Genomic DNA, 24953 nt, shown 5'->3' on the forward strand with positions numbered 1-24953 from the left:
CTGTGCCACTTCAAGTGCACATGAGGTCAAGCCATGCAGGAAATGGATATCGCCGAGGTCGCTCGCCGCTCGGGACTGGCGGCCTCGGCACTCCGCCACTACGAGAGCGTGGGACTGATCCGCGCGATCGGGCGGCGCGGGCTGCGCCGGGTGTTCGATGCCGGCGTGCTGGAGCAGTTGGCGTTGATCGCACTGGGGCGCGCGGCGGGCATGACCCTGCAGGACATCGGTGCGCTGCTCGGCACGGCAGGGGCGGGCGGCTTCGACCGCGCGCAGCTGAGCGCCAGGGCTGATGCACTCGACCGCAGCATCCAGACCATGATCCGCGTGCGCGATGGTCTGCGCCACGCGGCCGCGTGCCGCGCCTCCAGCCATCTGGCGTGTCCGCGCTTCCGCGCCTTGATGCGGCGCGCGGCGGGACCACGCTGACGCTCTGCTGGCGGATCGGTGTACTCACCACCCGGATCGACAGCGGCGTGGGTTGGCGGCACGGGTACGACCGCACGCTGGTCAGCCTGCCAGCGTATCCACCAGCAGCTTCACGTTGAGCACCACAATCACCGCTGCGATCACCCAGGACAGTGCGATCAGCCAGCGCGGGGCGACCAGCACCCCCATTCGGGTCCTGTCGGATACGAAGCGGACCAGCGGAATCACCGCAAACGGCAGCTGCATGGACAGCAGTACCTGGCTGAGCACCAGCAGCCGCGCGGTGCCCTGGTCGCCGTAGAGGGCGGTCACGACCACCACCGGGACGATGGCGATGCCGCGGGTGATCAGCCGGCGCGCCCACGGCGCGATGCGCAGCCGCAGAAAGCCCTCCATCACGATCTGGCCCGCCAGCGTCGCGGTCACCGTGGAGTTGATGCCCGAGGCGAGCAGGGCAACGGCGAACAGCGTGGAAGCCAGTCCCACGCCCAGCATGGGTGCCAGCAGCTCATGGGCCTGCTCGATGTCCTGCACGTCGGTGCGGCCGTGTGCATGGAACACGGCCGCCGCCAGGATCAGGATCGAGGCATTGATGAGCAAGGCCAGCATCAGCGCCAGGGTGCTGTCGGCCACCGCCCAGCGCAGCGCACTGCGGCGGCCGGGGTCGGTGCGTGGATACGCGCGGGTCTGCACGATCGAGGAATGCAGATACAGGTTGTGCGGCATCACCGTGGCGCCGATGATGCCGATGGCCAGGTACAGCGCCTGCGGGTTGGTCACCACCTCGGCATGCGGGATGAAGCCGGCCAGCACGGCCTGCAGCGGCGGCGCGGCCAGCACGATCTGGACCGCGAAGCAGCCGAAAATCACCAGCAGCAGCGCGATGACGAACGCTTCCAGTGCGCGGAAACCGCGATGCATCAGCAGCAGCACCAGCACGACGTCCACGGCCGTGATGACCGCGCCGGCAAGGAGCGGAATGCCGAACAGCAGCTTCAGTGCAATGGCGGTACCGATGACTTCGGCCAGGTCACAGGCGATGATCGCCATCTCGCACAGCAGCCACAGGCCCAGGTTCACCGGCCGACTGAAATGGTCGCGGCAGGCTTGGGCGAGGTCGCGGCCGGTGGCGATGCCCAGCCGCGCTGACAGGCCCTGCAACACGATCGCCATCAGGTTGGACAGCAGGATCACCGACAGCAGCAGGTAGCCGAACTGCGCGCCACCGGCGATGTCGGTCGCCCAGTTGCCCGGATCCATGTAGCCCACCGACACCATGTAGCCCGGGCCGAGGAAGGCCAGCAGGCGGAACCACCAATGGCCCCCACTCGGCACGGCCACGCTGGCGTTCATCTCACCCAGGCTCGGGCTGTGTCCGGGCGTCGCCGGCCAGGCGGGGTCTGCAGGAGCGGGGAGGCGAGGGCGGTCCATGCCTCAATATAGCAAAGGCTATATTAGTAAGTAATTGCAATATCAGGCCGTATCGCCTCGTGAACCGGCCACGCCGGAGAGGGGGTGGGCTCTGGCGGGCAATGCCACCGTCTTAACCGCAGACCGCGTATCGTCATCGCTCTTTCGTTGAGCAGGTGATGCATGCGCTGGATTGTGTTGTTGGCCGCAATGGCCATGCCGGTCGTCTCGTGGTTTTCGCAGTCCGGCATGTTCGGTCCGACCAATGGCGCCATCTCCGACCGCTATCCCACCCTGCTGGTGGCGGCCGGTTACGCCTTTGCGATCTGGGGCCTGATCTTCCTGTGGGATGTGGTGTTCGGGCTGTGGCAGCTGCGTCGGCGCAAGCCCGATCTCGATGGCGTGCGCGGCTGGGCGGCCGCCGGTTTCGCGCTGACCGCCGCGTGGATGCCGGTGTTCTCCAACCAGTGGTTCCTGCCGGCGCTGGCCATCATCTGGGCTGCCTTGATCTGCCTGCTGGTGGCTGCGTTCCGCGCGTCGCCGCTCAACGCCAGCGGCGCCCAGCGCGCCTGGGCCGCCTACCCCCTGGCGCTGCATGCGGGTTGGTTGAGCATGGCCGCCTTCCTCAACACCGCGCAGGTCATCGTGGCCTACCAGTGGTTGCCCACCCGGAACATGTTCGGCTGGAGCGTGGTGCTGCTGGTGATGGCCACGCTGCTGGCGTGGTGGGCCAACCATCGCCTGCGCGGTCATTTCGCCTATCCGGCCGCCGTGGTCTGGGCGCTGGTGGGCGTACACATCAAGCAGTCCGGCTGGACCCTGCCGGGTGCGGACAGCATCGCCGTGCTTGCGTTGGCAGCCGGTGCGCTGCTGGTCCTGCAGACCCTGCTGCTGCGGTCACGCGCCTGGCGCCATCCGGTGCCGGCGGTCGTCGCAGCGCACCGTCACCGGCGCTGAGCGCAGCGCCGTCTTCCATCCTTTCAGGAGATCCCCCATGACGATCCCGCTCCGTGTTGCACCGTTCCCCACCCCGCGCGACGCCGCCTGCCGCGTCGGGAGCCGCTGATGCGGGCGGCCCTGCATGACCGTTTCGGCGAGCCGGCCGATGTGCTGCGCTGCGACCAGGCCCGCCTGCCCGAGCCGGACACGGGCGAGGTACGCATCCGCACCGTCCTGGCCCCCATCCACAACCACGACCTGTGGACCGTGCGCGGGCGCTACGGCTACAAGCCGCCGCTGCCCGCCATTGGCGGCAGCGAGGCAACCGGCGTCATTGATGCCCTCGGCGCCGGTGTGGAAGGACTGCAGGTTGGGCAGCGGGTCAGCGCGGCCTCGGTGCACGGCACCTGGGCCGAGGCCTTCATCGCTCCGGCACGCATGGTCATTCCGATGCCCGACGCGATCGGGGACGAGGTGGCCGCGCAATTGATCGCCATGCCGCTGAGCGCGCTGATGCTGCTGGAGTTCCTGCAGGTGCGGCCGGGTCAATGGATCCTGCAGAACGCGGCCAACGGCGCGGTGGGCAAGGCGCTGGCGATGCTGGCCAAGGCGCGCGGGGTGCACTGCGTGAACCTGGTGCGTCGCGATGACGGCGTGGCCGACATGGCGGCGCTGGGCATCGAGCACACCGTCTCCACCGCACGCTCGGACTGGATGGCCCAGCTGCAGACGCTGGTGGGCGAGCAGTCCATCGCCGCGGCGGTCGACTCGGTCGGCGGCCGGGCCAGCAGCGAGCTGATGACCCTGCTCGGCGACGGCGGCACGCTGGTGTCGTTCGGGTCGATGAGCGGCGAGCCCATGCAGCTCAATTCGGGCGACGTGATCTTCAAGCAGGCCACGGTCAAGGGCTTCTGGGGCAGCAAAGTCAGCCAGGCGATGGCACCGGACGACAAACGGCGTCTGGTCGGCGAGCTGCTGCAGCTGGCGGCCAACGGCGGCCTGAGCCTGCCCGTTGAAGGGGTGTACGGTCTGGAGGACGTGGCCGCCGCGGCGCGTGCCAGCCTCGAAGCGGGTCGCAGCGGCAAGGTGCTGCTGCGGCCCTGAGTCGGGCCGCGGACGGGGGTGAGGAAAGTGTTCGTGACCGCGCGCGCGTTGGGGTTCCGTGGCTGGCTCGCCCGCGCCTGTGCCGGCCGCTGCGGTGACGATGATAAAATCCGCGTTTTCCCGCCACCCGACGCGAGCACGCCATGAACGACGCCACCTTCTACCCGATCGGCACCCCCGGCCAGCCGTGGGGGGCCGCGGAGAAGGCGCAGTGGCGTGCGCGCCAGGTGCCGCAGCGGCGCTATGCCGATGACGTGCTGCCGGCGGTGGAGGCCCTGCGCGATACGTTCGATGTCAGCCAGTACGGCACGCTCGAGTACGCGCCGGACCAGTACCCGCTGTTCGCCGTGCGCAGCCGCGACTGGAACCCGTCGTTGCCCACCATGCTGGTCACCGGGGGCATTCATGGGTACGAAACCAGCGGCGTGCAGGGCGCGCTGCAGTTCCTGCAGACGCGTGCTGCCGGGTACGCAGGCCGTGCCAATCTGCTGGTGGTGCCGTGTGTGAGCCCGTGGGGCTATGAGCGCATCCAGCGCTGGAACGCCGATGCGATCGATCCGAACCGCTCCTTCGTGCCCAACAGCCCGGCCGCCGAATCGGCGGCGTTGACCGCTCTGGTCGCGCCGCTGCGCGGCAGTATCGTGATGCACATCGATCTGCACGAGACCACCGACACCGATGAAACCGAGTTCCGCCCGGCGCTGGCCGCGCGCGACGGCAAACCGTTCGAGCCGGGCCTGATCCCGGACGGCTTCTATCTGGTCGATGACACCGAAAACCCGCAGCCGGCCTTCCAGACTGCGGTGAATGCAGCGGTGGAGCAGGTGACCCATATCGCACCGGCCGACGACAAGGGCGAGATCATCGGCTCGCCGGTGGTGGCGCCGGGGGTGATCGAGTACCCCCTGAAGAAGCTGGGCCTGTGCGCCAGCGTGAGCGGCGCCCGCTACACCACCACGACCGAGGTGTACCCGGACAGCCCGCGTGCCACCCCGCAGCAGTGCAACGATGCGCAGGTGGCGGCGATCTGCGCGGCGATCGACTACGCGCTGACGCACTGAAGGCACCGCTGCGTCGCCGTGGGTGCGATCCAGCCGCCTTTGCGACCCGGTCACGCCTCGCGTGTGGCCCGGAACTGGTCCAGCAGCCACAGGGCTGCCGGCCCCAGCGGCGCATCCCTGGACCACACGGCATCGCAGGCGACCAGCCGCGGCCAGCCGGGCAGGGCGAGTTCGCGAAGCTGGCCGCGCCCGTAGCGGGCCACCAGCGCACGCGGCAGTTCGGCCCAGCCGAAGCCGTCTTCGGCCATCTCCAGCACCATCAGATAGTCCGAGGCGGCCCATGTCCGGCCGCGTGGCTGGCCGTTGCGTCGTTCATTGCCGCTCAGGCAGATCTGCCGGTGGCCGGCCAGATCTGCCTCATCGATGGCAGGGCGCTGCGCCAGAGCATGGCCGTGGGCAACGAACACGGCCATCTCGGCGCGCAGCGGCACCGCCCGTACCGCCAGACCGGCGGGATAGGCGGCCTGCTGCGGCAGCAACCCCAGATGGGCGCGGCCGCGCTGCACCGCGTCCAGCACATCCTCGCCCTCGGCATCCAGCCACTCCAGCTCGATGTCCGGAAAGCGCTGCTCGAAGCGCCGCAACAGGTGATGGGCGGGGTCGATCTGGTAAATGTCGGAGAACACCAGGCTCAAGCGCGGCTCCACCACATCGGCGAGGCGGATGCTGAGCTGCTCCAGGCGGTCGGCCGCGGCCAGCACGTCCTGCACATGGCCGAGTACCTTGCAACCGTCGTTGGTCAGTACGGGGTAGCGGCCACTGCGATCGAACAGGGTCAGCCCGAGGTCGGCTTCCAGCGTGGCGATCGCGGTGCTGATGGTGGACTGGGTCTTCTTCAGGCGGCGTGCTGCGGCGGAGAACGAGCCCAGCGCGGCGGCTTCGACGAACGCATGCAGGGATTCCGGGCTGTAGCGCATTGACGTATCGCCTTTTACGATGGAATCCATCTTTGATGTGATGGAATTGACGATGATAATAGGCGCCTCACCCGGGCGCCATCGCCCGTTCCGCGCATCCGCCGTTCCGGCCGATGCCCCGGTACCCGCGCGTCAGCAGGGCGCGCGCCGGCTGACATCAAGGAGCTCTCCATGCACACACAGGTGCATTCCCCGTCCCGTGCCCGTGGCGGCCTGACCGCCTGGTCCTGTCTGGTCGTGGCGATCATCGCCGAAGTGGTCGGCACCTCGTTCATGGCCCATGCCGCCCGTCATGGCGGCTACCTCGGCTATGCCGTGATGGCGGCCGCACTGGCCGTGTCGTACTACTTTCTGGCGCTGTCGGTGCGCGGCATCGCGGTCGGTGTGGCCTATGCGGTGTGGGAGGGCCTTGGCCTGACCCTGCTGACCCTGGTGGGCATCCTGGTGTTCAAGGACAGTCTGTCGCTGCAGCAGGCGCTCGGCCTGGCAATGGCGGCCGTCGGCATCGTCTGCGTCACGCTGGGCGAGGAGCACGGGCCGTGAACCTCACCGCATTCCTGTTCGTGCTGTGCTCGGCACTGATCGATATCGCCGCCAACATGATGGTCGCCAAGTCCGATGGCTTCCGCAGGCCGGGATGGGGCATCGGCGCCATCGTGCTGGTCTGGGTCGCGTTTGCGCTGCTCGGCCAGGCGGTCAGAACGCTCGACCTGGCCACGGCCTATGCGATGTGGGGCGCCATCGGCGTGATCGGCACCGCCGTGTGCGACCGGGTGCTGTTCGGCAATCGCCTGCGCCCGATCGGCTGGGTGGGCATCGCTCTGGTCACCGGTGCCGTCGTGGTGCTGACCAGCCACTGATCGGGGTCAGCGGAACAGCTGGTTCAATACAGCGCCGGAGGCCGCATCGGCGAACCCGTCGAAGCGGCCTTCGTCCCTCAGCAGCTGCGAGGCCCGCATCATCCCGCCCCACGCGGTCCGTGCCATCGCACCCCCCACGCTGACCCGGCGTACGCCCATGTCGGCGATGTCCTGCAGGGTGTAGGGTACCGCGCTGCCCACCAGCAGGTTGACCGGTCGCGGTGCCACCGCGGCGACCACGGCCTGGATCTGCCCGGCGGTGGTGATGCCGGGGGCATACAGGCAGTCCGCACCGGCGGCCGCGTAGGCGCGCAGGCGGGTGATGGCATCGTCCAGGTCGGGGCGGCCTACGAAGAAGTTCTCCGCGCGGCCGACCAGAATCACGTCTTCACCGGACGCGTCGATCGCATCGCGCGCTGCGCGTACCCGTGCCACCGCCTCATCCAGCGTGCGCAGCGGGTGTGCCGGGTCCGGTCCGGCATCCTCGATGGAAATGCCGGCCACGCCGGTGGCGATGGCGCGCGCCACGTTGTGGCCCACCGCCTCGAGACTGCCGAAGCCGTCGCCGAAGTCCGCGTTCACCGGCAGCGGCGTGGCCGCTGCCAGCGCGTGCAGGTGCTCCAACGTAGCCTCCAGTGACAGCTCGCCGTCGGCGTTGCCCTGGCTCCACGCGACCCCCGAACTGGTGCTGGCCAGCGCCGGGAAGCCGAGGCTGTGCAGGTAGCGCGCGCTTCCCACGTCCCACGGGTTGGGCAGCACGAAGCAGCCGTGGTCGTGCAACGTGCGGAAGGCCGCGCGGCGCGGGCGCGGATCGAAGGAAAGTGCCGTCATCGTGCGCATCCGGTAAGCAGGGGGCGATGGTAGCGCCAGCGCGGGCCGTTCAGAACGCGAGCGTGCCACCGTTGTTGTCGGAGGAGCGCGTGCAGCCGCCGCGGTCGAGCAGATTCTCGACGCCGATCCCCAGCATCAGGTCGTGCCGTCCGGGCCCGACGTCGCAGCCAGCTCGGGCTGCAGCAGCGCTGCCATCCAGTCCATGAACGCCGCCGCCCGACGCGGCAGGTGGCGCCGCTGGGCGTAGAGCAGGCTCACCGGCATGGGTTCGGCCACGCACTGCGGAAGAATCTCCACCAGCGCGCCACTGGCCAGCGCCTGTCGGGCACCCAGACGGGGTACCTGGATGATGCCGAGCCCGGCCAGCGCCGCGGCGGTATAGCTCTCGCCACTGTTGACCGTTACCGCGCCGTGCATCGGCAGGGTCCGGTAGCGCTGCCCGTCGTGGTACTCGAAGCCGGGCGGGCGCTGGCCCAGCGTGCCCACATAGTGGACCAGCGCGTGAGCGGACAGATCGGCCAGCGCATGCGGCACGCCTCTCGCCGCGAGGTAGGCCGGGCTGGCGCAGTTGACGATGTGCATCCAGCCCAGCGGCCGTGCGACCAGGGTGTTGTCGTCGAGCGGTCCGACCCGGACCACGCAGTCGAAGCCTTCGCGGATCAGATCGACGCGGCGGTCGGTGCCGCTCAGTTCGATCTCGATCCCCGGGTGCCGGGCCAGGAAGTCAGGCAGGTGCGGGATCACCAGGTGCCGGGCCAGGCCGCTGGACATGTCCACCCGCAGCCGGCCCGTCAGTTGGCCGGTATCGCGGCGGAACATGCCCTGCAGCTCTTCGATGTCATCGAGCAGGTCGCGGGCGCGCTGCTGGAACCGGGCGCCGTCGGCGGTGAGTTGGACCCGGCGCGTGGTCCGGTGCAGCAACTGCACACCGACCTCGGCCTCCAGCCGCTGGACCGCCAGCGACACCGAGGCCTTGGGCAGGCCGAGCGTATCGGCGGCGCCGGTGAACGAGCCCAGTTCGGCGACACGCAGGAAGCTGCGGAGCTGGTCGAGGCGATCCACGGATTGTTCGCTCTGGTTGGACAGTAAAATCAGGATCGCGCGATTTATCCAGCCCGGCAACACCAATACGCTGCACCTCTACCCACGCAGGAGAGTGAGATGAGCGTTCAGAACCGTATCGTGCTGGTGACTGGCGGGAGCCGTGGCCTCGGGCGCAATGCCGCATTGGCCCTGGCCGCCGACGGCGCCGATGTGATCCTGACCTACCGCAGCCAGGCCGATGCCGCCCACCGGGTGGTGGCGGATGTCCAGGCGCTGGGTCGCCGCGCGGCGGCCCTGCCGCTGGACATGGCCAGCAGCGCCAGCTTCGGCGACTTCGCCGGACGCGTGCGTGACACGCTGCAGGGCTGGGGCGCGTCCCACCTGCAGGGCCTGCTCAACAACGCAGGCGAAGGTCTCTACGCGCCCATCGCCGAGACCACGCCGGACCAGTTCGATCATCTGGTGGCCGTGCATCTGAAAGGGCCGTACTTCCTGACCCAGGCGTTGTTGCCGTTGATTGCCGATGGCGGTCGCATCCTCAATGTCTCCAGTGGCCTGGCCCGCTTCTCGCTGTCAGGCAGCTCAGCCTACGCCATGATGAAGGGCGGGGTGGAGGTGTTCACCCGTTACCTGGCCAAGGAGCTGGGCGAACGTGGCATCAGCGCCAATACGCTGGCACCGGGCGCGATCGAGACCGATTTCGGTGGCGGCCGCGTGCGTGACAACGCGCAGACCAATGCGATGGTCGCCTCGATCACCGCACTTGGCCGCGCCGGGCAGCCCGATGACATCGGGCCTGTCGCGGCAATGCTGTTGTCGCCCGGTACCGGCTGGATCAATGCACAGCGGGTGGAAGCGTCCGGCGGCATGTTCGTGTGAGCGCGGCGGACGTGCGGCCGCCGGTCGCACGTCCGCAAACGGGTCGTATTCTCAGCAAGCCGCTATCATGGTGGGTTCCGATGACTGCGACGCCGAGTGTGACGTGAACGCAAAACCTCCGATGCACCCGATGGGCCGTGTGTTCGCCACCGTCGCCTTCATCGAAGCCCTGACCTGGGCCGGCCTGCTGATCGGCATGTACTTCAAGTACCAGGCGGCCGATCCGAGCCCGGTCGGCGTGCGCCTGTTCGGGCCGCTGCACGGGATCGCCTTCCTGGCGTATGTCGTGGTTACCGTGCTGGCTGCAGTGAAACTGCGCTGGCCGTGGTGGGCCGCGTTGGTGGCGTTGGCCGCCGCCATCCCGCCGCTGGTCACCCTGCCGCTGGAGGGGTGGTTCAAGCGCCGCGGCCTGCTGGCCGCCCGCGCCCGGTAACCAGGTCGGCGCGCCGGGGAAGCGGCTGGAAACCGGCGCTACATCCCGGTGCCGCCCGCCGCCACTGCAGCGCGGATCTGCTGCGGTGTCTGGAAGCCAGGCAGCCGGGACACTTCGTGCCCGTCACGCACCAGTTGCAGCGTCGGGGTCTGGCGCAGCCCAAGGCTGCGGAAGAATGCCTCGCCGAGCGTTTCCAGCTTCACGTTGAGCAGTACCACGCCCTCGGCCTGTGGGGTGGCGGCGAACGCGGCCAGCGACAGCGCCAGCATCCGGCAGCCGGGGCAGTTGTCCTTGTGGAAATCGACCAGCACGGTCGGGTGCGCGCGCAGCGCGGCGTGGTAATCATCCGGCGTGGTGGCGTGCAGGGTCAGCATGGCGCAGGGCCTCGATGGCGGCCGATACGTGATCGGCCCAGTGGTGGATGGTGCGGGTGTCGGCATCGCCGTGCGGCATCTGCTCGATCTCCAGAACCGGGTGCGGGGAACCGAAGAACCGCGCCAGCCGATGCGCCGCACCGCAGTAATACTCCTGGCCCCATTGGGTCTCGCCGGTACCAAACACCGCCACGCGCGCTGCCGGCGGCATTCCGGGGCCGTCGCGCAGCGTGGCGACGAACTGCTTCATCTCGGCCGGCGTGCGGCCGGCATTGTCGGTCCAGCAGCCCAGCAGCAGCGCATCGCGCGGCTGTCCAATGTCCGCTGCGTGCGCACCGTCCACCTCCACGCACCGCACCACATGCCCGTGCATGCGCAGCCGTGCCGTCACGATGCGCGCGACCTCGCGGGTGTTGCCACTCAGGGAGGCATAGGCGAGCAGTACATGCATCGGCGTGGCCTACAGATCGTCGAAACCGTTGTCCGAACTGGTCTTCTTGTAGCTGGCATTGCGCATCTCGAAGAAGTCCGTCTTGGTCTCGGTGAAATTGTCGGCGTAGGCCTTGATCCACGGCATCACGTTGACAGTGGTATCGCTGTAGAGCTTCTCGATGCCGAGCATGCCGGCCATTTTGTTGGCGCGGTACTTCACGTAGCGGATCATCTCGTCCACGTCGATGCCGTCGATACCGTCCAGCACTTCGCCGGTCCAGCGTGTTTCCAGCGCGATGGCGTGCTCGAACGCGTCGTGTACGTAGGCGGTGAGCTGTTCGCCCTGCAGTTGCTGGTTCTCGCCGACGATGGCGCGGATCAGCTCGCTGATGAACTTGGTGTGCGCCAGTTCGTCGCGGTTGATGAAGCTGATGATCTTGCCGGTACCGGTCATGCGGTTCTGCCGCACCAGGTTGTAGAAGAACGCGAACCCGGAATAGAAATTGATGCCCTCCAGGATCGACGACTGGATCAGCGCGCGGATCAGCGTCTCGGCGGTCTTCCCGCGCATGAAGTCGTCGTAGGACTGCATGATCGGCGCGTTGCGCGCCAGGATCGTCGGATGGGTCCGCGCCAGCTCGAACACCCGGTTCTGATCGGCCAACCCGGCAATGGAGGCCAGTACATAGCTGTAGCTCTCGTTGTGGATCACCTCCTGCTGGCCGATGATCGCCGCGTTGGCGTGGGCGGCCGGGTCGGTGATGTACTCGGCCACGTTGTAGATGAAGCGGGTCTGCGGCGAATCCAGCGTGGCCAGCAGACCGATGATCGAGTCGTACGCATTCTTTTCGCGGGCCGACAGCTCGCCGTACTGGCGGGCGTCGCCCTTCATGTCCACTTCGTCGGGAATCCAGAAGTTGGTCGACAGCTCCTTGTACGCCCGGTAGAAGGACGGGTAGGGGATGTCGTTCCAGTTGAGGATGCCACTGGTGCGGCCGTTGATGATCCCGGTGGAGCGGTTGGGATGGCGCGGTTCGAGGATCCTGATGCGTTCGAGCGGCGTTGCCATGAGGTGTCCGGAGTTGATCCCCCTGCGGCAGGGGGGGCCGCGAAGCGGCGGGGTGTGGGTACCGGTGGGGAGGCGGTGCGGAGGCGCCGTGCTAGCTCCCGCACCATTCGCATTCGTCGATATCGATATCGTTCGAGCGCACGTAGTACGTCGTCTTGAGGCCTTCGCGCCACGCGCTCATGTGCAGCGCGAGCAGGGTGCTGGCGCGGATGGTGCTGGGCACATACAGGTTGAAGCTGATCGACTGGTCCACGTGGCGCTGGCGGCGCGCGTTCTGCCGGATGCTGGCGAACTGGTCCAGCCGGTAGGCCCCTTTTTCGTAGTAAGGGTAGGTGTCCAGCGACAGGCCCGGCGCGGCCACCGGGCGCCGGAAGTCCTTCTTTTCCTCGTAGTAGAACGCCCCGTACACCGGGTCGATCGAGGCGCTGGAGCCGGCGATCTGCGCGGTGCTCATATTGGGGGCCACAGCCATCAGCCAGCCGTTGCGCAGCCCGTGCACGCCGACCTGCGCGGCCAGCTCCTGCCAGGCCGGGCTGTCGTAACCACGGGCGCGGAAGTACTCGCCGTTGTGCCAGTCGCTGCCGAGGAAGGCGCTGTAGCGTCCCTTTTCCTCGGCCAGGCGCATGCTGGCCTGGATGGCCAGGTAATTGATGCGCTCGTACAGCGTGTCGGCGTAGTCCTCGGCCTGGCGCGCGTCCCACGCGATGTGCTGCTGGGCCAGCAGATGGTGCCAGCCGAAGGTCCCCAGCCCGATCGCACGGTACTTGCGGTTGGTGATGGTGGCCTGCGGCACCGGCAACTGGTTGAGGTCGATGACGTTGTCGAGCATGCGCACCTGGATCGGTACCAGCCGCTCCAGGACATCGCTGGACAACAGGTCCGGCGCCGCAGTCACCGCGCGGCCGAGGTTGATCGAAGACAGGTTGCACACCACGAAATCGCCGGCCTGGCGCGTGGTGACGATCTGGTCGCCGCTGATCATTTCCTGGATCAGCCGCGTCGGGCTCATATTCTGCAGAATCTCGGTGCACAGGTTGCTGGAGTACACCTTGCCGGCATGCTTGTTGGGGTTCATCCGGTTCACTTCGTCCCGGTAGAACATGAAGGGGTTGCCGGTCTCCAGCTGGCTGACCATGATCCGCTTGAACAGATCGATCGCCTTGATCGTGCGCCGCCCGATGCGCTCGTCGGCCACCACCTCGGCGTAGCGGTCGCGGAAACTGCCCTGGCCGCGCTGTTCGTCGTGGAAGTCCTGCAGGTACCAGCCCTTGATCCGCTTGACCTCGTGCGGATCGAACAGATACCAGTCGCCGCGCCGCTCGACGGCCTCCATGAACAGATCCGGCAGGCATACCGAGGTGAACACATCGTGCGCGCGCAGGCGCTGATCGCCGTTGTTCAGGCGCAGGTCGAGGAAGTTCTCGATATCGCGGTGCCACACATCCAGGTACACCGCGATGGCGCCCTTGCGCTGGCCAAGCTGATCCACGCTGACGGCCGTGTTGTTGAGCTGTTTGATCCACGGCACCACGCCGCCGGAGGAATTGGCGACGCCGCGGATCGATGCGCCGGCCGAGCGCACATAGCCCAGGTACGCGCCCACGCCGCCGCCGTGCTTGGAGACCCGCGCCACGTCGGTATTGGAGTCGTAGATGCCCTGCAGGCTGTCGTCGACAGTATCGATGAAGCACGACGACAACTGGCCAGCCACCTTGCCGGCATTGGCCAGGGTCGGGGTGGCCACTGTCATGTACAGGTGCGACAGCGCCCAGTACGCTTCGCGCACCAGCAGCATGCGCCGGCGCCGGCTGCGGTCGCCACTGCGGTGCTCGTGCTGCATCAGGTACAGCGCGATGGTCAGCCAACGCTCCTGCGGCAGCTCGTACACGGCGCGCGAGTGATCGGTGGCCAGGTAGCGGGTGGCCAGCAGATACAGCCCGTTGTAGGCGAACAGCAGGTCGCGGTCCGGCTCGATCATCCGGCCGGCTTCCTCCAGTTCTTCCTTGGAATATGCCTTGAGGATGTCGATGGAATACACATTGCGGTCGGCCAGGCTCTCCTGGAGACCCACGTAGGAGCCGTATCTGAGAGCCGCATCGTAGAACCGGTTCTTGCTGGCGCGCTTGTACAGTCGGCGCAGGTACAGGCGTGCGGCGAAGTGCTCCCATTCCGGCGCGGTGAGATCCACGCGCGATTCCGCTTCGCGGATCAGCAGGTCCACCATCTCATCGGCGCTCAGCTGCTGCCGGCGCGCGAGCAGGGCCAACACGCCGTCCCGATAGTCGGCCAGGTCCAGCTGCGGGAACTCGGCGTGTACGGTCTGCAGCGTCCGCTCCAGGCGCTGCCGGTCGAACGGCATGCGGCGGTTGCCGCCTTCCTTGGTAATCCACAGGGCCGTATCGGCCGCTGGCAGGGCCGGGTCCGGCAGCGTGCAGCTGTCGGCGGCGGCGGAGGTGTCTTCGTTGCTCATCGGAATTCCATGCAGGACGCGGTTGTCGTGGCGCGATGCGCGCATCGCGGCGGCCGGTCGGGCGTCATGGAGGCGGTGTCCTGCGGGGGCAGGTGGTCGGAACCGGTGCGGACCGGCGACCTCGGGTGTGCTTCCAGACGTCGTTCGCGGGGTCACGCCGTGCGGGGTGCAGGGACGTGACGGAACACCGGGCCTGGCGGAAGCGGGGAGCCGATGAACACAACATAGTGTGGGTCTGCCTCATCGTCAACATCATATGTTGGGCTGTCGCCCAACAAGAGGTGACCAAATGCCGCAGTCCAACGCTGCGGCGGCGCCTACCGCCAGCGGCGCCTTTCCAGGATCACGGTGCGGTCGTGAACCAGTTGGGCGTGCAGCCGTGCGTAGGCCATGTCGGTGAACGCGGCGGCCATCGGCGAGGCCGCCGCATCGCGTGCGGTCTGCGCCCGTGCGGCATCCAGGTTGTCGCTGCGCAGTGCGAGGTCGGCCAGCACGATCACCCGGCCCGGCTGCACCTCCACATAGCCGCCCGATACGTAGATGTGCATCGGATGCGCCTCGGCGACCGGATGGATCGTGAGCATGCCTTCGCGCAGCGTGCTGAGCAGGGGCGTGTGCTGTGCCATGACCCCGAACTCGCCCTGGCTGCCGGGCAGTCGCACCTCGCGCACGTCGCCGGACCACAGTTCGCCGGTCAGGCTGATCACCTGCAGCGCGACAGGGTGCGTCGTCGTCGCGATGAACGCCGGCAGCGCCGTGGTCGGGCGGGGGGTAGCCATGATGGTGCACCAGGTCCAGGTGCACCGAGCTTAGCCGCGTGCCTGTGTGCGCGAATTGATGACTGAACGTCCGCCATCGTCATCGCCATTTCGCGAATGCGAACTGTTATCATTTGATCCGATAGCCACATTGATCACCGATCAGTGAAGCCGATCAATCAACGCGCGTGGGCGGATCCGCGCGCGCCATCCATTCTGATTGGCAGTGGTCCTCATGCACGCACGCTCCACGGTTTCTGGACTTCCCGCGCTGGTATTCGCCGCGCTCGTCGGCACGATGGCGATGATGTCCTTCGTCGCGGTGATCGGTCCGGTGGTGCGCCTGCTTGGCCTCGCCGAATGGCACGCCGGTCTTTCCGTGACGGCTGCGGGAGTGCTGTGGATGCTGTCGGCACGACGCTGGGGCATGCTCAGCGACCGGATCGGCCGGAAGCGGGTGCTGTTGATCGCGCTGGCCGCCTACGCGGCGATCTACGTGTTGATGGCGGTCTTTGTCGACAACGCGTTGCAGTCCCCGCCCGCGTTGTGGGTGTCGGTGCTTGCGCTGGTCGGCACACGGGCACTGGTGGGCCTGTTCTACGCCGCTGTGCCGCCGACCGCGGCCGCGCTGGTTGCTGACGAGGCCGCGCCCGGCCAGCGGGCAGGGGCGATGGCCAAACTGGGGTCGGCCAATGCACTGGGCATGGTGGTCGGCCCTGCCGTCGCAGGCTGGATCGCATTCCAGCATCTGTCGCTGACGCTGTACATCGCCGCACTGCTGCCGGTGCTCGCGTTTGCGGTGATCGCGTGGCGGTTGCCTGCCCACGGGCCCGCAGCACCCCGCCAGGACGGGCCGCGACCACGCCTGGCCTGGTGCGATGCGCGCCTGCGACTGCCCGTGCTGGCGGTCTTCGCTGCAATGATCTCGGTCACCATCGCGCAGGTCACAGTGGGCTTCTTTGCGATCGACCGGCTGCAGCTGTCGCCGGCCGATGGCGCCCGTGTGGCGGGGTTGGCGCTGACGGCCGTGGGCGTGGGCCTGATCCTCGCGCAGGTGCTGGTGATGAAGCTGTCGCATATTCCGCCGCGACGCTGGATTGCGGTGGGCGCATTGATCGCCGCGATCGGTTTCGCATCGGTCGCGGCGGTGGCAACGTCGTGGCAGCTGCTGCTGGCCTACGCTGTCGCCGCGTTCGGCATGGGCTTCGTGTTCCCCAATTTCCAGGCGCTTGCCGCCGACTCGGTCGAGGCCGGCGAGCAGGGCGCAGCGGCCGGCACAGTGGCCGCCGTGCAGGGCCTGGGCATGGTGATCGGACCGATGGTGGGTACCCTGATGTATCAGTGGTCGCCCAGCGCGCCGTATCTGCTGGTCGGCGTCCTGCTCCTGCTGCTGGCGACGACGGCAGCCCTGCACGGCCGCGGCGGTGCCGCATGAGCGGGACGCTCGCCGCCGGGGCACTCCGGGATGACGTGGCCGAGGCGGTCGGCCCGGCGCAGGACGCACCACTGTTCCTGCTGCGCGCTCCCCGGCGCAGCCTCGCCGCGCACGGCTGCCGCGCCCGGCTGCCGGCCGGCACCACTGCGACGCTGGCAGAACGCGTCGCCCGGTTCTTCGCCAGCGCCAGGCCTGGCCCTGCGCTGCTGGTGGGTGCGCTGCCGTTCGACCCGGATGGGGACGACGCACTGTTCCAGCCCGGCAGCATGACGGACACGCTGCCGCCCGCGCCGCCCGCTGCGCCGGCCACGGTTGCCGACCTGCGGGCCGAGCCCGGCGGGGCCGCGTATGCGCAGGCGGTAGCAGACGCCGTCACGGTACTGCGCAGCCCCGGTGCCATGCTGCAGAAGGTGGTGCTGGCGCGCAGCCTGCGCGTGGCCAGCATCCAGCCGGTCGTGCCGACCGCGCTGGCCGCGCGACTGGGCCGTGACCCGAGCGTGGCGACGTACGTGGTGCCGCTGCCCGATCCCGGGGACGCGCCGGCCTGGCTGGTCGGCGCCACGCCCGAGCTGCTGGTGTCCCGCCGCGGGCCGCTGGTGTACTCGCATCCGCTGGCCGGCTCCGCGCGCCGCTGCGCCGATCCCGACGAGGACGCGCGCGCGGCCGAGGCGCTGCTGGCATCGACCAAGGACCATGACGAGCACCGCCATGTGGTCGAGGCGATCGTGGCCGCGCTGGCGCCGGTGTGCGAACACGTCGAGGCAACCGCGCAGCCATCGTTGCATGCCACGGCCAGCATGTGGCACCTCGGCACACGCATCCAGGCCCGGTTGAAGGACCCGTCCACGACGGTTGCCTCGCTGGTCGCGCGCCTGCACCCCACGCCGGCGGTCTGTGGCACGCCGCAGCGCCTGGCACTGGACACGATCCGTTCGCTGGAGCCGGTGCCCCGCGGGTTCTACGCGGGCGCGGTTGGCTGGACCGATGCGCAGGGCGATGGCGACTGGTATGTCGCCATCCGCTGCGCGCGGGTGCAGGGCCGCCAGGTGCGGCTGTATGCCGGCGCCGGCGTGGTGGCCGGTTCGGACCCCGCTGACGAGCTGGCTGAGACCGCTGCCAAGTTCACCGCACTGCTGACCGCGCTCGGTGTCAGCGATGCCCCAACGACATGAAGCACCCGGAGCCTGCGATGACCGCCGCCCCCCCTTCTGGCAGACCCCCGCTGCGGCAGACCTGGCCGCCGGCCTTGGTGGCCCGCTACCGCGCTGCCGGCTACTGGCGCGGCGAGACCTTTCCAGGTTTCCTGCGCGAGCGGGCGCAGCAGCATCCCGACCGCATTGCGGTAGTGGGCGGTGACCTCCGTCTGACCTATGCGCAGCTGTGGCAGGAGGCAGGGCGCATCGGTGCCGGCCTCCTCGCGCTGGGCCTGCAGCCGGGTGACCGCGTGCTGGTGCAGCTCGGCAACGAGCCGGCATTCATCAGCGTCGTGTGCGCCCTGTTCCGCGCCGGCCTGGTGCCGGTGTATGCCCTGCCGGCACACCGCATCGGCGAAGTGGCGCACCTGGCCGCCAAGGCCGACGCAGGTGCATTCATCACCTCGGCCGTGCGCGATGGTTTTGACCACCGCAGCCTCGCGCGCGACGTGCAGGCGCAGGTGCCGTCGGTCCGCCATGTGGTCATCGCCGGAGAGGCCGAAGACTATTCTGCGCTGGATGACCTGGCCGGTGACCCGGCGCAATTGCCCGGCGATCCGGACCCGCAGTCCGTGGCGTTCCTGCAGATCTCCGGCGGCAGTACCGGCCTGCCCAAGCTGATCCCGCGTACCCACGACGATTACATCTATTCGTTCCGGGCCAGCAACGGCATCTGCGGCATCAACCAGGACAGCGTGTACCTGGTGGCACTGCCGGCCGCGCACAACTTCCCGATGAGTTCGCCCGGCTTCTTCGGCGCGCTGTATGCCGGTGCGCGGGTGGTGCTCAGCGCCGGTGCCGGGCCGGACGTGGCGTTTCCGCTGATCGCCCGCGAGGGAGTCACCTGCGTTGGGCTGGTGCCGCCGCTGGCACTGCTGTGGGCGCAGGCCGCGCAGACCACCGTGCATGACCTGTCCAGCCTGCAGGTGGTGCAGGTGGGCGGTGCCAAGCTGGTGCCGGAGGCGGCGCGGCGCGTGGTTGCAGGCCTCGGCTGCCAGCTGCAGCAGGTGTTCGGCATGGCCGAAGGACTGGTCAACTACACCCGCCTGCACGATCCCGAGGACCGTGTGCTCACCACCCAGGGTCGGCCGATCAGCCCTGACGACGAGGTGCTGGTGGTGGACGGGGAGGGCCGTCCGGTTGCCGACGGCGAGACCGGCGATCTGCTGACCCGCGGCCCCTACACGATCCGTGCGTACCACAACGATCCGGTCGCCAATGCGCGCAGCTTCACCGAGGACGGCTTCTACCGCACCGGCGACCGTGTGCAGCGCGTCGACGGCGGGTACCTGGTGGTACAGGGCAGGGCCAGCGACCATATCAACCGGGCCGGCGAGAAGGTGTCTGCCGAAGAGATCGAGGACCACCTTCTCGCCCATGCGGGCGTCTTCGATGCGGCGGTGGTGTCCCTGCCGGACCCTCACCTTGGCGAGCGCAGCTGCGCATTCGTGATCGCGCGTGGCGCGCCGTTGACCGGGCCGGCGCTGAAAGCGTGGGTGCGGGGGCGCGGACTGGCGGCGTTCAAGGTGCCGGACCAGATCGTGTTCGTCGACGCATTCGATACCACAGCGGTGGGCAAGGTCAGCCGCCGCGAACTGCGCGCTCACCTGCGCGCGCGTTTCCTGCAACCCGATGGAGTTTCGCCCTGATGGCACTGCCGACAATTCACGCGTATCCCTTGCCGCAGGCCGACGAGCTGCCGGCAGCTCGAGGCCCCTGGCGGCCAGACGCCGCGCGCGTGGCACTGCTGGTGCACGACATGCAGCAGTATTTCCTGGCCGCGTTCGCGCCGGACGCATCGCCGTTGGCACCGGCGGTGGCCAATATCGAGCGCCTGCTGGTGCAGTGCCGTGCACGCGGCATCCCGGTCTTCTACACGGCACAGCGCGGGCAGCAGGATCGACGCGACCGGGGCCTGCAGGCCGATCTCTGGGGGCCGGGCATGTCCGCCACCGCCGCGCACGAGACCATTCTCGACGCGGTCGCGCCCGCCGCCGGGGACCACGTGCTGGTCAAGCACCGCTACAGCGCCTTCCAGCGCAGCAATCTGCAGACGCTGATGCGTGCACGCGGCCGCGACCAGCTGCTGGTCACCGGGGTGTATGCGCACATCGGCTGTACCGCTACCGTGCTGGAGGCGTTCCAGCACGACATCGAGGCCTTCATTGCCGCCGACGCGGTCGCTGACTTCTCGCGCGATGACCACGACATGGCGATGCGCTGGATCGCGCGCACCTGCGGCGTGCCGATGACCACCGCGCAGCTGCTGGAGGCATTGGCATGAGCGTGCCGTCGCCATTGACGCTGGAACGGATGCGTGCGGATATCGCGGGCATGCTGCATGAAGCCCCCGACGCCGTGGGCGACGACGACCACCTGATCGACCTCGGGCTGGATTCGATGCGCGTGCTTGGCCTGGTGCTGGCCTGGAGCAACACCGGCATCGCGCTGGAGTTCAGCCACCTCGCCGAACACACCACGCTGCGCGCATGGTGGGCCGTGGTGCAGCGCCTGCAGGGCGCCGCCACGGCATGAACGCTCCGCACGCACCGGAGCGCCACGCGCTGACCGAGGCGCAGACCGGGCTGTGGTATGCCCAGGCAGTAGCGGCCGAAGCGGCGGCGTTCAACACCGCCCACGTAGTGTGGATTGACGGTGCGCTGGACGAGCCGGCCTTCGCCGCCGCTGTGGGCGTGGCCCTCGCCGAGACCGATGCGCTGGCGCTGAGATTCGCCGAGACCGACGATGGCGTGCCGGTGCAATGGGTGGATCCCGCCCAGCGTCCGCGCCTGGAATACGTGGATGTGTCGGCGCATGAAGAACCCGAGCAGGCCGCGCGCCAGGGCATGGACGACGACCGTCTGCGCGCGGTGGACCCGCGGCGCGACCGCCTGGCCGTGCAACGCCTGTATCGTCTCGGGCCGGCACGCTTCGCCTGGTACCTGCGGGCTCACCACCTGGCGACCGATGGCTATGGCATGGCGCTGTTCTGCGAACGGGTCAGCGCGCTGTATGCCGCCAGCAGGACGGCAGCGCCGGCGCCGGTGCCGCTCGCACCGCTGCGGCCGGTGCTGGACGAGGATATCGACTACCGCGACAGCCAGCGACGGGGCGACGACGCGGCGTATTGGCATGCCTACCTGCAGGCGGCTCCGCCGGTGGATGGCCCGGGCGGTCGGACTGCCGCAGCCTGCGCGGACGCGCTGCGGATCGAGCGCGAGGTCGAGCCGGCATGGTTGGTACGGGTGCAGGCCGCGTCCACCCGGACCGGCGTGCCGTGGCCGGACCTGCTGACCGCGCTTGTGGCGGCGTATTGCCAGCGCATGGCCGGTGCGGATGAAACCGTCGTGGGCGTGCCCTATATGGGACGGCTGGGCAGCGCCTCGGCGCGCGTTCCGGCGATGGTGATGAACGTGCTGCCCCTGCGCGTTGCCGGGGGCGCCGAGCCGGTGGCGACCTTCATCGCCGGCGTTGCCCGCGACCTGACCCGCGCACGTCGGCATGGCCGCTATCGCGGTGAGCAGCTGCGCCGTGATCTCGGGCGTGTGGGTGCACAGCGCCGCCTGCATGGACCGCTGGTGAACCTGCAGCCGTTCTATCGCCCGCTGCCACTCGCGGGCGTGGCTACCCGGCTGCAGGTGCTGGGGACCGGGCCGGTGGACGATCTCACCCTCGGGTTCCGCGGCGATGGTGGTAGCCGGCTGACGCTGGAAGTCGAGGCAAATCCCGCGTTGTACAGCCCGCTCCAGGCGCAGGCGCATGCCACGCGCCTGCTGCATTTCGTGACCCGCGCTCTGGATGCCCTGGACGCCCACGGTGCAATGGACGATATCGCCCTGGCCACGCCGGCGGAAGCACACTGGGGCGTGGTGGAGACCAACGCCACCGCCCATCCGCTGCCCGACACCCCCTTGGCGGCGCTGCTGGACGCTGGCATGGCGCTCCAGCCCGACGCCCCCGCCGTTGTCTTCGGCGCAACCAGGCTCAGCCATGCCGTGCTTGAGCAGCGCAGCCGCGCACTGGCGCTGCAGTTGCGTGCCCTCGGGGCCGGCCCTGGTACCCACGTGGCGATCGCCTTGCCGCGCTCGCTGGATCTGGTGGTGGCGCTGGTGGCCGTCGTGCGGGCCGGCGCTGCGTACCTGCCGTTGGACCTGGACCACCCGCCGGAGCGTCTCGCGCGCATCCTGCGCTCGGCCGCGCCGATCTGTGTGCTCGCCGAGGCCGAGGCGGCCATTCGCCTCGACGGCGCGGCCGTGGTTTCGCCCGCGCAATGGGCACGGGAGCCAGGCGCCGCTCTTGCGCCGCTGGCCGGACCGGCAGATGCGGCCTACGTGATCTATACCTCCGGCTCCACCGGCGAGCCCAAGGGCGTGGTGATCGAACACCGCGCCATCGTCAATCGCCTGCTGTGGATGCGTGACCACTACGGCATCAGCGCCGACGACCGCATTCTGCAGAAGACCCCCGCCACCTTTGACGTGTCGGTCTGGGAGTTCTTCCTGCCGGTGCTTTGCGGTGCGGTGCTGGTCGTGGCGCCGCCCGACGCGCACCGCGATCCGATACTGCTCGCCGACCTCGTGCGCACCCACGCCATCACTACGCTGCATTTCGTGCCGTCGATGCTGGCGGCATGGCTGGCTACCCCGGCCGTACATGGGCTGGCGCTTCGCCGCGTGTTCACCAGTGGCGAAGCGCTCGATGCCGAGCTGCGCGACCGCTTCCACGCCACGCTCAACGCCGAGCTGCACAACCTTTACGGGCCCACGGAGGCCGCAGTGGATGTGAGCTGGTGGCCCGCCGGGCCAACCGATGCCGCGCGCCCCGTGCCGATCGGTTTCCCGGTCTGGAACACCCGCCTGTACGTGTTGGACGCGCGCCTGCGTCCGCTGCCACCGGGCGTGACCGGCGAGCTGTACCTGGGCGGCGTGCAACTCGCCCGCGGCTACCTCGGCCGTGACGACCTCACCAACGAACGCTTTCTTGCCGACCCGTTCCTGCCGGGCGAGCGCATCTACCGCACCGGCGATCTCGCGCGCCGGCGCGAGGATGGCGCGGTGGACTATCTCGGCCGCACCGACAACCAGATCAAACTGCGCGGGCTGCGCATCGAACTGGGCGAGATCCAGTCCGCGTTGTGCAGCGCGCCGGGCGTCGAGCGGGCCGAAGTCCTGCTGCGCGAAGACCGTCCGGGCGAACGGCGACTGGTTGCCTACGTGGGCGGTGCGCCGCTGGACGTCACGGCGCTGCGCGCCCACGTGGCCGGTCTGGTACCGGACTACATGCTGCCCGCCGCGTTCGTACACATGGCCCAATGGCCGGTGACCGCCAACGGCAAGCTCGATCGCGCGGCGCTGCCGGCGCCGGCCGGCCCCGACAGCCACGGTTGTCCGTCGCGCACCCCGACGGAGCACGCGCTGGTGGCGCTGTTCGCGCAGGTGCTGCGCCACGACGCGCCGATCGGGATCGACGCCGACTTCTTCGCGCTGGGGGGGGATTCGCTCAGCGCGGTCCACCTGCTGCTGGCGATCCAGGCGCGTTGGCGCTGCGACCTGGGCCTGGGCGCAGTGTTCGCCACACCGACCGTGGCCGGGCTGGCGGCCCGGATCGACGCGCCGCCACAGACGGCCGATCACGGCCTTGCACCGTTGATCCGCTTGGCCACGGGCACCGACGCGCGCGCACCGCTGTTCGTGGTCCATCCTGCAGGCGGCATTGCCTGGAACTACCGCGACCTGGCGCGCAGCCTGGACCCGACCCGCGATGTATTCGGCCTGCAATCGCCGGCGCTGGACCCGGCGCGGGACCTTCCGGACAGCATCGAGGCGCTGGCGGACGCGTACGTGGCGCGGGTGCAGGCGCAGGCTCCGGAAGGCCCGGTGCACCTGCTGGGCTGGTCGGTGGGCGGCATCGTCGCCCAGGCGATGGCCGTCGCACTGCAGGCGCAGGGCAGGGCGGTGGGCATGCTGGCCTTGCTGGATGCCTATCCCAGCGACTGCTGGCGCGCGGAGCCCGAACCCGACCCGGTGGCAGCGCTGCGTGCGCTGCTGGCCATCGCCGGTCATGACCCGGACGCGCATCCCGAGCTGGACAGTCGCGAGCGCATTCTCGCCTTCCTGCGCCGCAGCGACAGCGCGCTCGGCAACCTGCCGGGCGTGGTGCTCGATGGCGTGGTGCGTGCGGTGACCGGCACCAACCAGCTGATCCGCGCCCATCACCATGCCCGCTATGATGGCCCGCTGCTGCACGTGCGCGCAGGGCTGGACCACGCCCATCGGCCGCATCTGCAGTCCAGCCTGTGGGCGCCGCATGCGGCCGTCGTCGAAACGATCGAGCTGCCGTTCCTGCATGCCGAGCTGACCGGTCGCGATGCGGTGGCGCAGTTGGCCCCCGCGCTGTCGGCACGTCTGCAGCAGTGGGACGCCACACAGGAGACATCCAGGTGAAACTGACGGGATTTGAAGGGACTGTGGCCGTGGTTACCGGCGCCGCAGGCGGCATCGGCGCAGCACTGGTGAGGCTGCTGCTGGACAGCGGCTGCATCGTGGTGGCCACCGACCGCGACGCGACGATGCTGCCGGCGTCGACGGGCACGCTGCACACGCGGACGCTGGACGTGGCCGATGCCCGCGCTGTCGACGCGCTGGTCGCGTGGACCGAGACCACGCTCGGGCCGATCGGGTTCGGCGTCAACGTGGCCGGTGTGCTCCAGGTGGGAACCGTTGCCGACACCGACGATGCACAGTGGCGGCACGTATTCGCGGTCAACACCGACGGCGTATTCCATCTGGGCCGGGCGTTGGCGCGGGTGATGACGCCGCGTCGTCGCGGCGCCATTGTCACGGTCAGTTCCAATGCGGCCGGCGTACCGCGTCACGGTATGGCGGCCTACGCCGCATCGAAGGCTGCCGCTACCATGTTCACCCGCTGCCTGGGTCTGGAGCTGGCGCCGCTCGGCATCCGCTGCAACATCGTCGCGCCCGGCTCGACCCTGACGCCGATGCAGACCGGCATGTGGGCCGAGGAAAGTGGCGCCCAGGCCGTGATCGATGGCAATCCCGGTGCGTACAAGGCCGGCATCCCGCTGCGCAAGCTGGCCACGCCGGACGACATCGCGCAGGCCGTGATGTTCCTGTTGTCCGACCAGGCCGGCCACATTGCCATGAGCGATCTGTACGTGGACGGCGGCGCTACCCTGCGCGGCTGAGGGTTTGACAATGAGCAGGGATCGGGAAGCGGACGCGCTACCGCGGTGCCACACCGTGGCTGTTTGCACGGGTGACACTTGCCGCCTGCAGCTTTCATCTCCTCCCAGTGC

The 24953-nt window shown here is 69.0% G+C and carries 24 protein-coding genes; 15 read left to right on the forward strand and 9 right to left on the reverse strand.

The window, feature by feature from the left end; all coding sequences use genetic code 11:
• Positions 1–33 precede the first annotated feature (33 nt).
• Positions 34–429 carry a MerR family transcriptional regulator gene (locus GDJ08_RS00380; RefSeq protein ID WP_017356448.1) on the forward strand — a complete coding sequence of 132 codons (396 nt, stop codon included), beginning with the start codon at positions 34–36 and terminating at the stop codon, positions 427–429.
• A gap of 81 nt (positions 430–510) precedes the next feature.
• Here the strand turns inward: GDJ08_RS00380 and GDJ08_RS00385 are convergent, their stop codons facing one another.
• The gene (locus tag GDJ08_RS00385; protein ID WP_153164041.1) at positions 511–1860 is read right to left on the reverse strand and encodes an Nramp family divalent metal transporter; all 1350 of its coding nucleotides are present in this window, start codon (positions 1858–1860) and stop codon (positions 511–513) included.
• Between the two features lie 162 nt (positions 1861–2022).
• Between GDJ08_RS00385 and GDJ08_RS00390 the strand changes: the two genes are divergently transcribed.
• The 3 genes from GDJ08_RS00390 (at position 2023) to GDJ08_RS00400 (ending at position 4943) form a co-directional block, all read left to right on the forward strand.
• Positions 2023–2796: a hypothetical protein gene (locus GDJ08_RS00390; protein WP_153164042.1), complete on the forward strand. Its 774-nt coding sequence runs from the start codon at positions 2023–2025 to the stop codon at positions 2794–2796.
• Positions 2797–2904: 108 nt separating this feature from the next.
• A complete protein-coding gene (locus GDJ08_RS00395) occupies positions 2905–3882 on the forward strand; it encodes a zinc-binding dehydrogenase (RefSeq protein WP_017356451.1) in 978 nt (325 codons plus the stop codon).
• A gap of 143 nt (positions 3883–4025) precedes the next feature.
• Positions 4026–4943: a M14 family metallopeptidase gene (locus tag GDJ08_RS00400; RefSeq protein ID WP_017356452.1), complete on the forward strand. Its 918-nt coding sequence runs from the start codon at positions 4026–4028 to the stop codon at positions 4941–4943.
• A gap of 50 nt (positions 4944–4993) precedes the next feature.
• Here GDJ08_RS00400 and GDJ08_RS00405 read toward each other — a convergent pair whose 3' ends face one another.
• A complete protein-coding gene (locus GDJ08_RS00405; RefSeq protein ID WP_136004991.1) occupies positions 4994–5860 on the reverse strand; it encodes a LysR family transcriptional regulator in 867 nt (288 codons plus the stop codon).
• A gap of 171 nt (positions 5861–6031) precedes the next feature.
• Here GDJ08_RS00405 and GDJ08_RS00410 point away from each other — a divergent pair, with 171 nt between their 5' ends.
• Both GDJ08_RS00410 and GDJ08_RS00415 read left to right on the forward strand, forming a co-directional pair.
• Positions 6032–6403: a DMT family transporter gene (locus tag GDJ08_RS00410; RefSeq protein WP_017356454.1), complete on the forward strand. Its 372-nt coding sequence runs from the start codon at positions 6032–6034 to the stop codon at positions 6401–6403.
• The gene (locus GDJ08_RS00415) at positions 6400–6720 is read left to right on the forward strand and encodes a DMT family transporter (protein WP_153164043.1); all 321 of its coding nucleotides are present in this window, start codon (positions 6400–6402) and stop codon (positions 6718–6720) included. Before GDJ08_RS00410 ends, GDJ08_RS00415 begins: the two co-directional genes overlap by 4 nt.
• Before the next feature lie 6 nt (positions 6721–6726).
• On the opposite strand, the gene GDJ08_RS00420 is transcribed toward GDJ08_RS00415, so the two are convergent.
• A complete protein-coding gene (locus GDJ08_RS00420; RefSeq protein WP_153164044.1) occupies positions 6727–7551 on the reverse strand; it encodes an isocitrate lyase/PEP mutase family protein in 825 nt (274 codons plus the stop codon).
• A 135-nt stretch (positions 7552–7686) separates the two neighbouring features.
• Entirely contained in the window at positions 7687–8613 is a 927-nt protein-coding gene (locus GDJ08_RS00425; protein ID WP_017356457.1) for a LysR family transcriptional regulator, read from the reverse strand.
• Between the two features lie 99 nt (positions 8614–8712).
• Here GDJ08_RS00425 and GDJ08_RS00430 point away from each other — a divergent pair, with 99 nt between their 5' ends.
• Entirely contained in the window at positions 8713–9474 is a 762-nt protein-coding gene (locus tag GDJ08_RS00430; protein ID WP_153164045.1) for an SDR family NAD(P)-dependent oxidoreductase, read from the forward strand.
• A 121-nt stretch (positions 9475–9595) separates the two neighbouring features.
• Positions 9596–9907: a DUF3817 domain-containing protein gene (locus GDJ08_RS00435; protein ID WP_026070831.1), complete on the forward strand. Its 312-nt coding sequence runs from the start codon at positions 9596–9598 to the stop codon at positions 9905–9907.
• 38 nt (positions 9908–9945) lie between these two features.
• On the opposite strand, the gene GDJ08_RS00440 is transcribed toward GDJ08_RS00435, so the two are convergent.
• The 5 genes from GDJ08_RS00440 to atpC all read right to left on the reverse strand — a co-directional run bounded on the left by GDJ08_RS00440 (position 9946) and on the right by atpC (position 15031).
• The gene (locus tag GDJ08_RS00440) at positions 9946–10281 is read right to left on the reverse strand and encodes a thioredoxin family protein (protein ID WP_017356460.1); all 336 of its coding nucleotides are present in this window, start codon (positions 10279–10281) and stop codon (positions 9946–9948) included.
• Complete coding sequence (locus GDJ08_RS00445; protein ID WP_017356461.1) at positions 10250–10732, reverse strand: flavodoxin; 483 nt, start codon at positions 10730–10732, stop codon at positions 10250–10252. Before GDJ08_RS00445 ends, GDJ08_RS00440 begins: the two co-directional genes overlap by 32 nt.
• A 9-nt stretch (positions 10733–10741) precedes the next feature.
• Complete coding sequence (locus tag GDJ08_RS00450; protein ID WP_017356462.1) at positions 10742–11782, reverse strand: ribonucleotide-diphosphate reductase subunit beta; 1041 nt, start codon at positions 11780–11782, stop codon at positions 10742–10744.
• A gap of 91 nt (positions 11783–11873) precedes the next feature.
• Positions 11874–14252 (reverse strand): ribonucleoside-diphosphate reductase subunit alpha, encoded by a 2379-nt coding sequence (locus GDJ08_RS00455; RefSeq protein ID WP_165699744.1) that lies wholly within the window; start codon positions 14250–14252, stop codon positions 11874–11876.
• Positions 14253–14569: 317 nt separating this feature from the next.
• Positions 14570–15031, reverse strand: coding sequence for an ATP synthase F1 subunit epsilon (gene atpC, locus GDJ08_RS00460; protein ID WP_017356464.1), 462 nt, complete (start codon positions 15029–15031; stop codon positions 14570–14572).
• A 214-nt stretch (positions 15032–15245) separates the two neighbouring features.
• Here atpC and GDJ08_RS00465 point away from each other — a divergent pair, with 214 nt between their 5' ends.
• Genes GDJ08_RS00465 through GDJ08_RS00495 form a run of 7 tightly spaced genes read left to right on the forward strand, consistent with a single transcriptional unit; the run spans position 15246 to position 24842 of the window.
• Positions 15246–16445, forward strand: coding sequence for an MFS transporter (locus GDJ08_RS00465; RefSeq protein ID WP_153164047.1), 1200 nt, complete (start codon positions 15246–15248; stop codon positions 16443–16445).
• The gene (locus tag GDJ08_RS00470) at positions 16442–17617 is read left to right on the forward strand and encodes an isochorismate synthase (RefSeq protein WP_153164048.1); all 1176 of its coding nucleotides are present in this window, start codon (positions 16442–16444) and stop codon (positions 17615–17617) included. Before GDJ08_RS00465 ends, GDJ08_RS00470 begins: the two co-directional genes overlap by 4 nt.
• Positions 17618–17634: 17 nt before the next feature.
• Positions 17635–19287, forward strand: a complete 1653-nt coding sequence (locus tag GDJ08_RS00475) for a (2,3-dihydroxybenzoyl)adenylate synthase (protein ID WP_136004845.1) — start codon at positions 17635–17637, stop codon at positions 19285–19287.
• Entirely contained in the window at positions 19287–19922 is a 636-nt protein-coding gene (locus tag GDJ08_RS00480) for an isochorismatase family protein (protein WP_026070973.1), read from the forward strand. Before GDJ08_RS00475 ends, GDJ08_RS00480 begins: the two co-directional genes overlap by 1 nt.
• Positions 19919–20173: a phosphopantetheine-binding protein gene (locus GDJ08_RS00485; protein WP_017357301.1), complete on the forward strand. Its 255-nt coding sequence runs from the start codon at positions 19919–19921 to the stop codon at positions 20171–20173. Before GDJ08_RS00480 ends, GDJ08_RS00485 begins: the two co-directional genes overlap by 4 nt.
• On the forward strand, positions 20170–24081 hold the full coding sequence (locus tag GDJ08_RS00490) for a non-ribosomal peptide synthetase (protein ID WP_153164049.1): 3912 nt from the start codon (positions 20170–20172) through the stop codon (positions 24079–24081). The genes GDJ08_RS00485 and GDJ08_RS00490 overlap by 4 nt, the downstream gene beginning before the upstream one ends.
• A complete protein-coding gene (locus tag GDJ08_RS00495; RefSeq protein ID WP_153164050.1) occupies positions 24078–24842 on the forward strand; it encodes a 2,3-dihydro-2,3-dihydroxybenzoate dehydrogenase in 765 nt (254 codons plus the stop codon). Before GDJ08_RS00490 ends, GDJ08_RS00495 begins: the two co-directional genes overlap by 4 nt.
• Positions 24843–24953 lie beyond the last annotated feature (111 nt).

The sequence above is a fragment of the Stenotrophomonas nematodicola genome (genome assembly GCF_009467805.1).
GTDB classification, from domain to species: domain Bacteria; phylum Pseudomonadota; class Gammaproteobacteria; order Xanthomonadales; family Xanthomonadaceae; genus Stenotrophomonas; species Stenotrophomonas nematodicola.

Bases quoted from the DNA above. Each gene is read 5' to 3' on its own strand.
- GDJ08_RS00380 (WP_017356448.1), top strand. From the start codon at position 34: ATGCAGGAAATGGATATCGCCGAGGTCGCTCGCCGCTCGGGACTGGCG.
- GDJ08_RS00385 (WP_153164041.1), bottom strand. From the start codon at position 1,860: ATGGACCGCCCTCGCCTCCCCGCTCCTGCAGACCCCGCCTGGCCGGCG.
- GDJ08_RS00390 (WP_153164042.1), top strand. From the start codon at position 2,023: ATGCGCTGGATTGTGTTGTTGGCCGCAATGGCCATGCCGGTCGTCTCG.
- GDJ08_RS00395 (WP_017356451.1), top strand. From the start codon at position 2,905: ATGCGGGCGGCCCTGCATGACCGTTTCGGCGAGCCGGCCGATGTGCTG.
- GDJ08_RS00400 (WP_017356452.1), top strand. From the start codon at position 4,026: ATGAACGACGCCACCTTCTACCCGATCGGCACCCCCGGCCAGCCGTGG.
- GDJ08_RS00405 (WP_136004991.1), bottom strand. From the start codon at position 5,860: ATGCGCTACAGCCCGGAATCCCTGCATGCGTTCGTCGAAGCCGCCGCG.
- GDJ08_RS00410 (WP_017356454.1), top strand. From the start codon at position 6,032: ATGCACACACAGGTGCATTCCCCGTCCCGTGCCCGTGGCGGCCTGACC.
- GDJ08_RS00420 (WP_153164044.1), bottom strand. From the start codon at position 7,551: ATGACGGCACTTTCCTTCGATCCGCGCCCGCGCCGCGCGGCCTTCCGC.
- GDJ08_RS00430 (WP_153164045.1), top strand. From the start codon at position 8,713: ATGAGCGTTCAGAACCGTATCGTGCTGGTGACTGGCGGGAGCCGTGGC.
- GDJ08_RS00435 (WP_026070831.1), top strand. From the start codon at position 9,596: ATGCACCCGATGGGCCGTGTGTTCGCCACCGTCGCCTTCATCGAAGCC.
- GDJ08_RS00440 (WP_017356460.1), bottom strand. From the start codon at position 10,281: ATGCTGACCCTGCACGCCACCACGCCGGATGATTACCACGCCGCGCTG.
- GDJ08_RS00445 (WP_017356461.1), bottom strand. From the start codon at position 10,732: ATGCATGTACTGCTCGCCTATGCCTCCCTGAGTGGCAACACCCGCGAG.
- GDJ08_RS00450 (WP_017356462.1), bottom strand. From the start codon at position 11,782: ATGGCAACGCCGCTCGAACGCATCAGGATCCTCGAACCGCGCCATCCC.
- GDJ08_RS00455 (WP_165699744.1), bottom strand. From the start codon at position 14,252: ATGAGCAACGAAGACACCTCCGCCGCCGCCGACAGCTGCACGCTGCCG.
- atpC (WP_017356464.1), bottom strand. From the start codon at position 15,031: ATGGCTACCCCCCGCCCGACCACGGCGCTGCCGGCGTTCATCGCGACG.
- GDJ08_RS00465 (WP_153164047.1), top strand. From the start codon at position 15,246: ATGCACGCACGCTCCACGGTTTCTGGACTTCCCGCGCTGGTATTCGCC.
- GDJ08_RS00470 (WP_153164048.1), top strand. From the start codon at position 16,442: ATGAGCGGGACGCTCGCCGCCGGGGCACTCCGGGATGACGTGGCCGAG.
- GDJ08_RS00475 (WP_136004845.1), top strand. From the start codon at position 17,635: ATGACCGCCGCCCCCCCTTCTGGCAGACCCCCGCTGCGGCAGACCTGG.
- GDJ08_RS00480 (WP_026070973.1), top strand. From the start codon at position 19,287: ATGGCACTGCCGACAATTCACGCGTATCCCTTGCCGCAGGCCGACGAG.
- GDJ08_RS00485 (WP_017357301.1), top strand. From the start codon at position 19,919: ATGAGCGTGCCGTCGCCATTGACGCTGGAACGGATGCGTGCGGATATC.
- GDJ08_RS00490 (WP_153164049.1), top strand. From the start codon at position 20,170: ATGAACGCTCCGCACGCACCGGAGCGCCACGCGCTGACCGAGGCGCAG.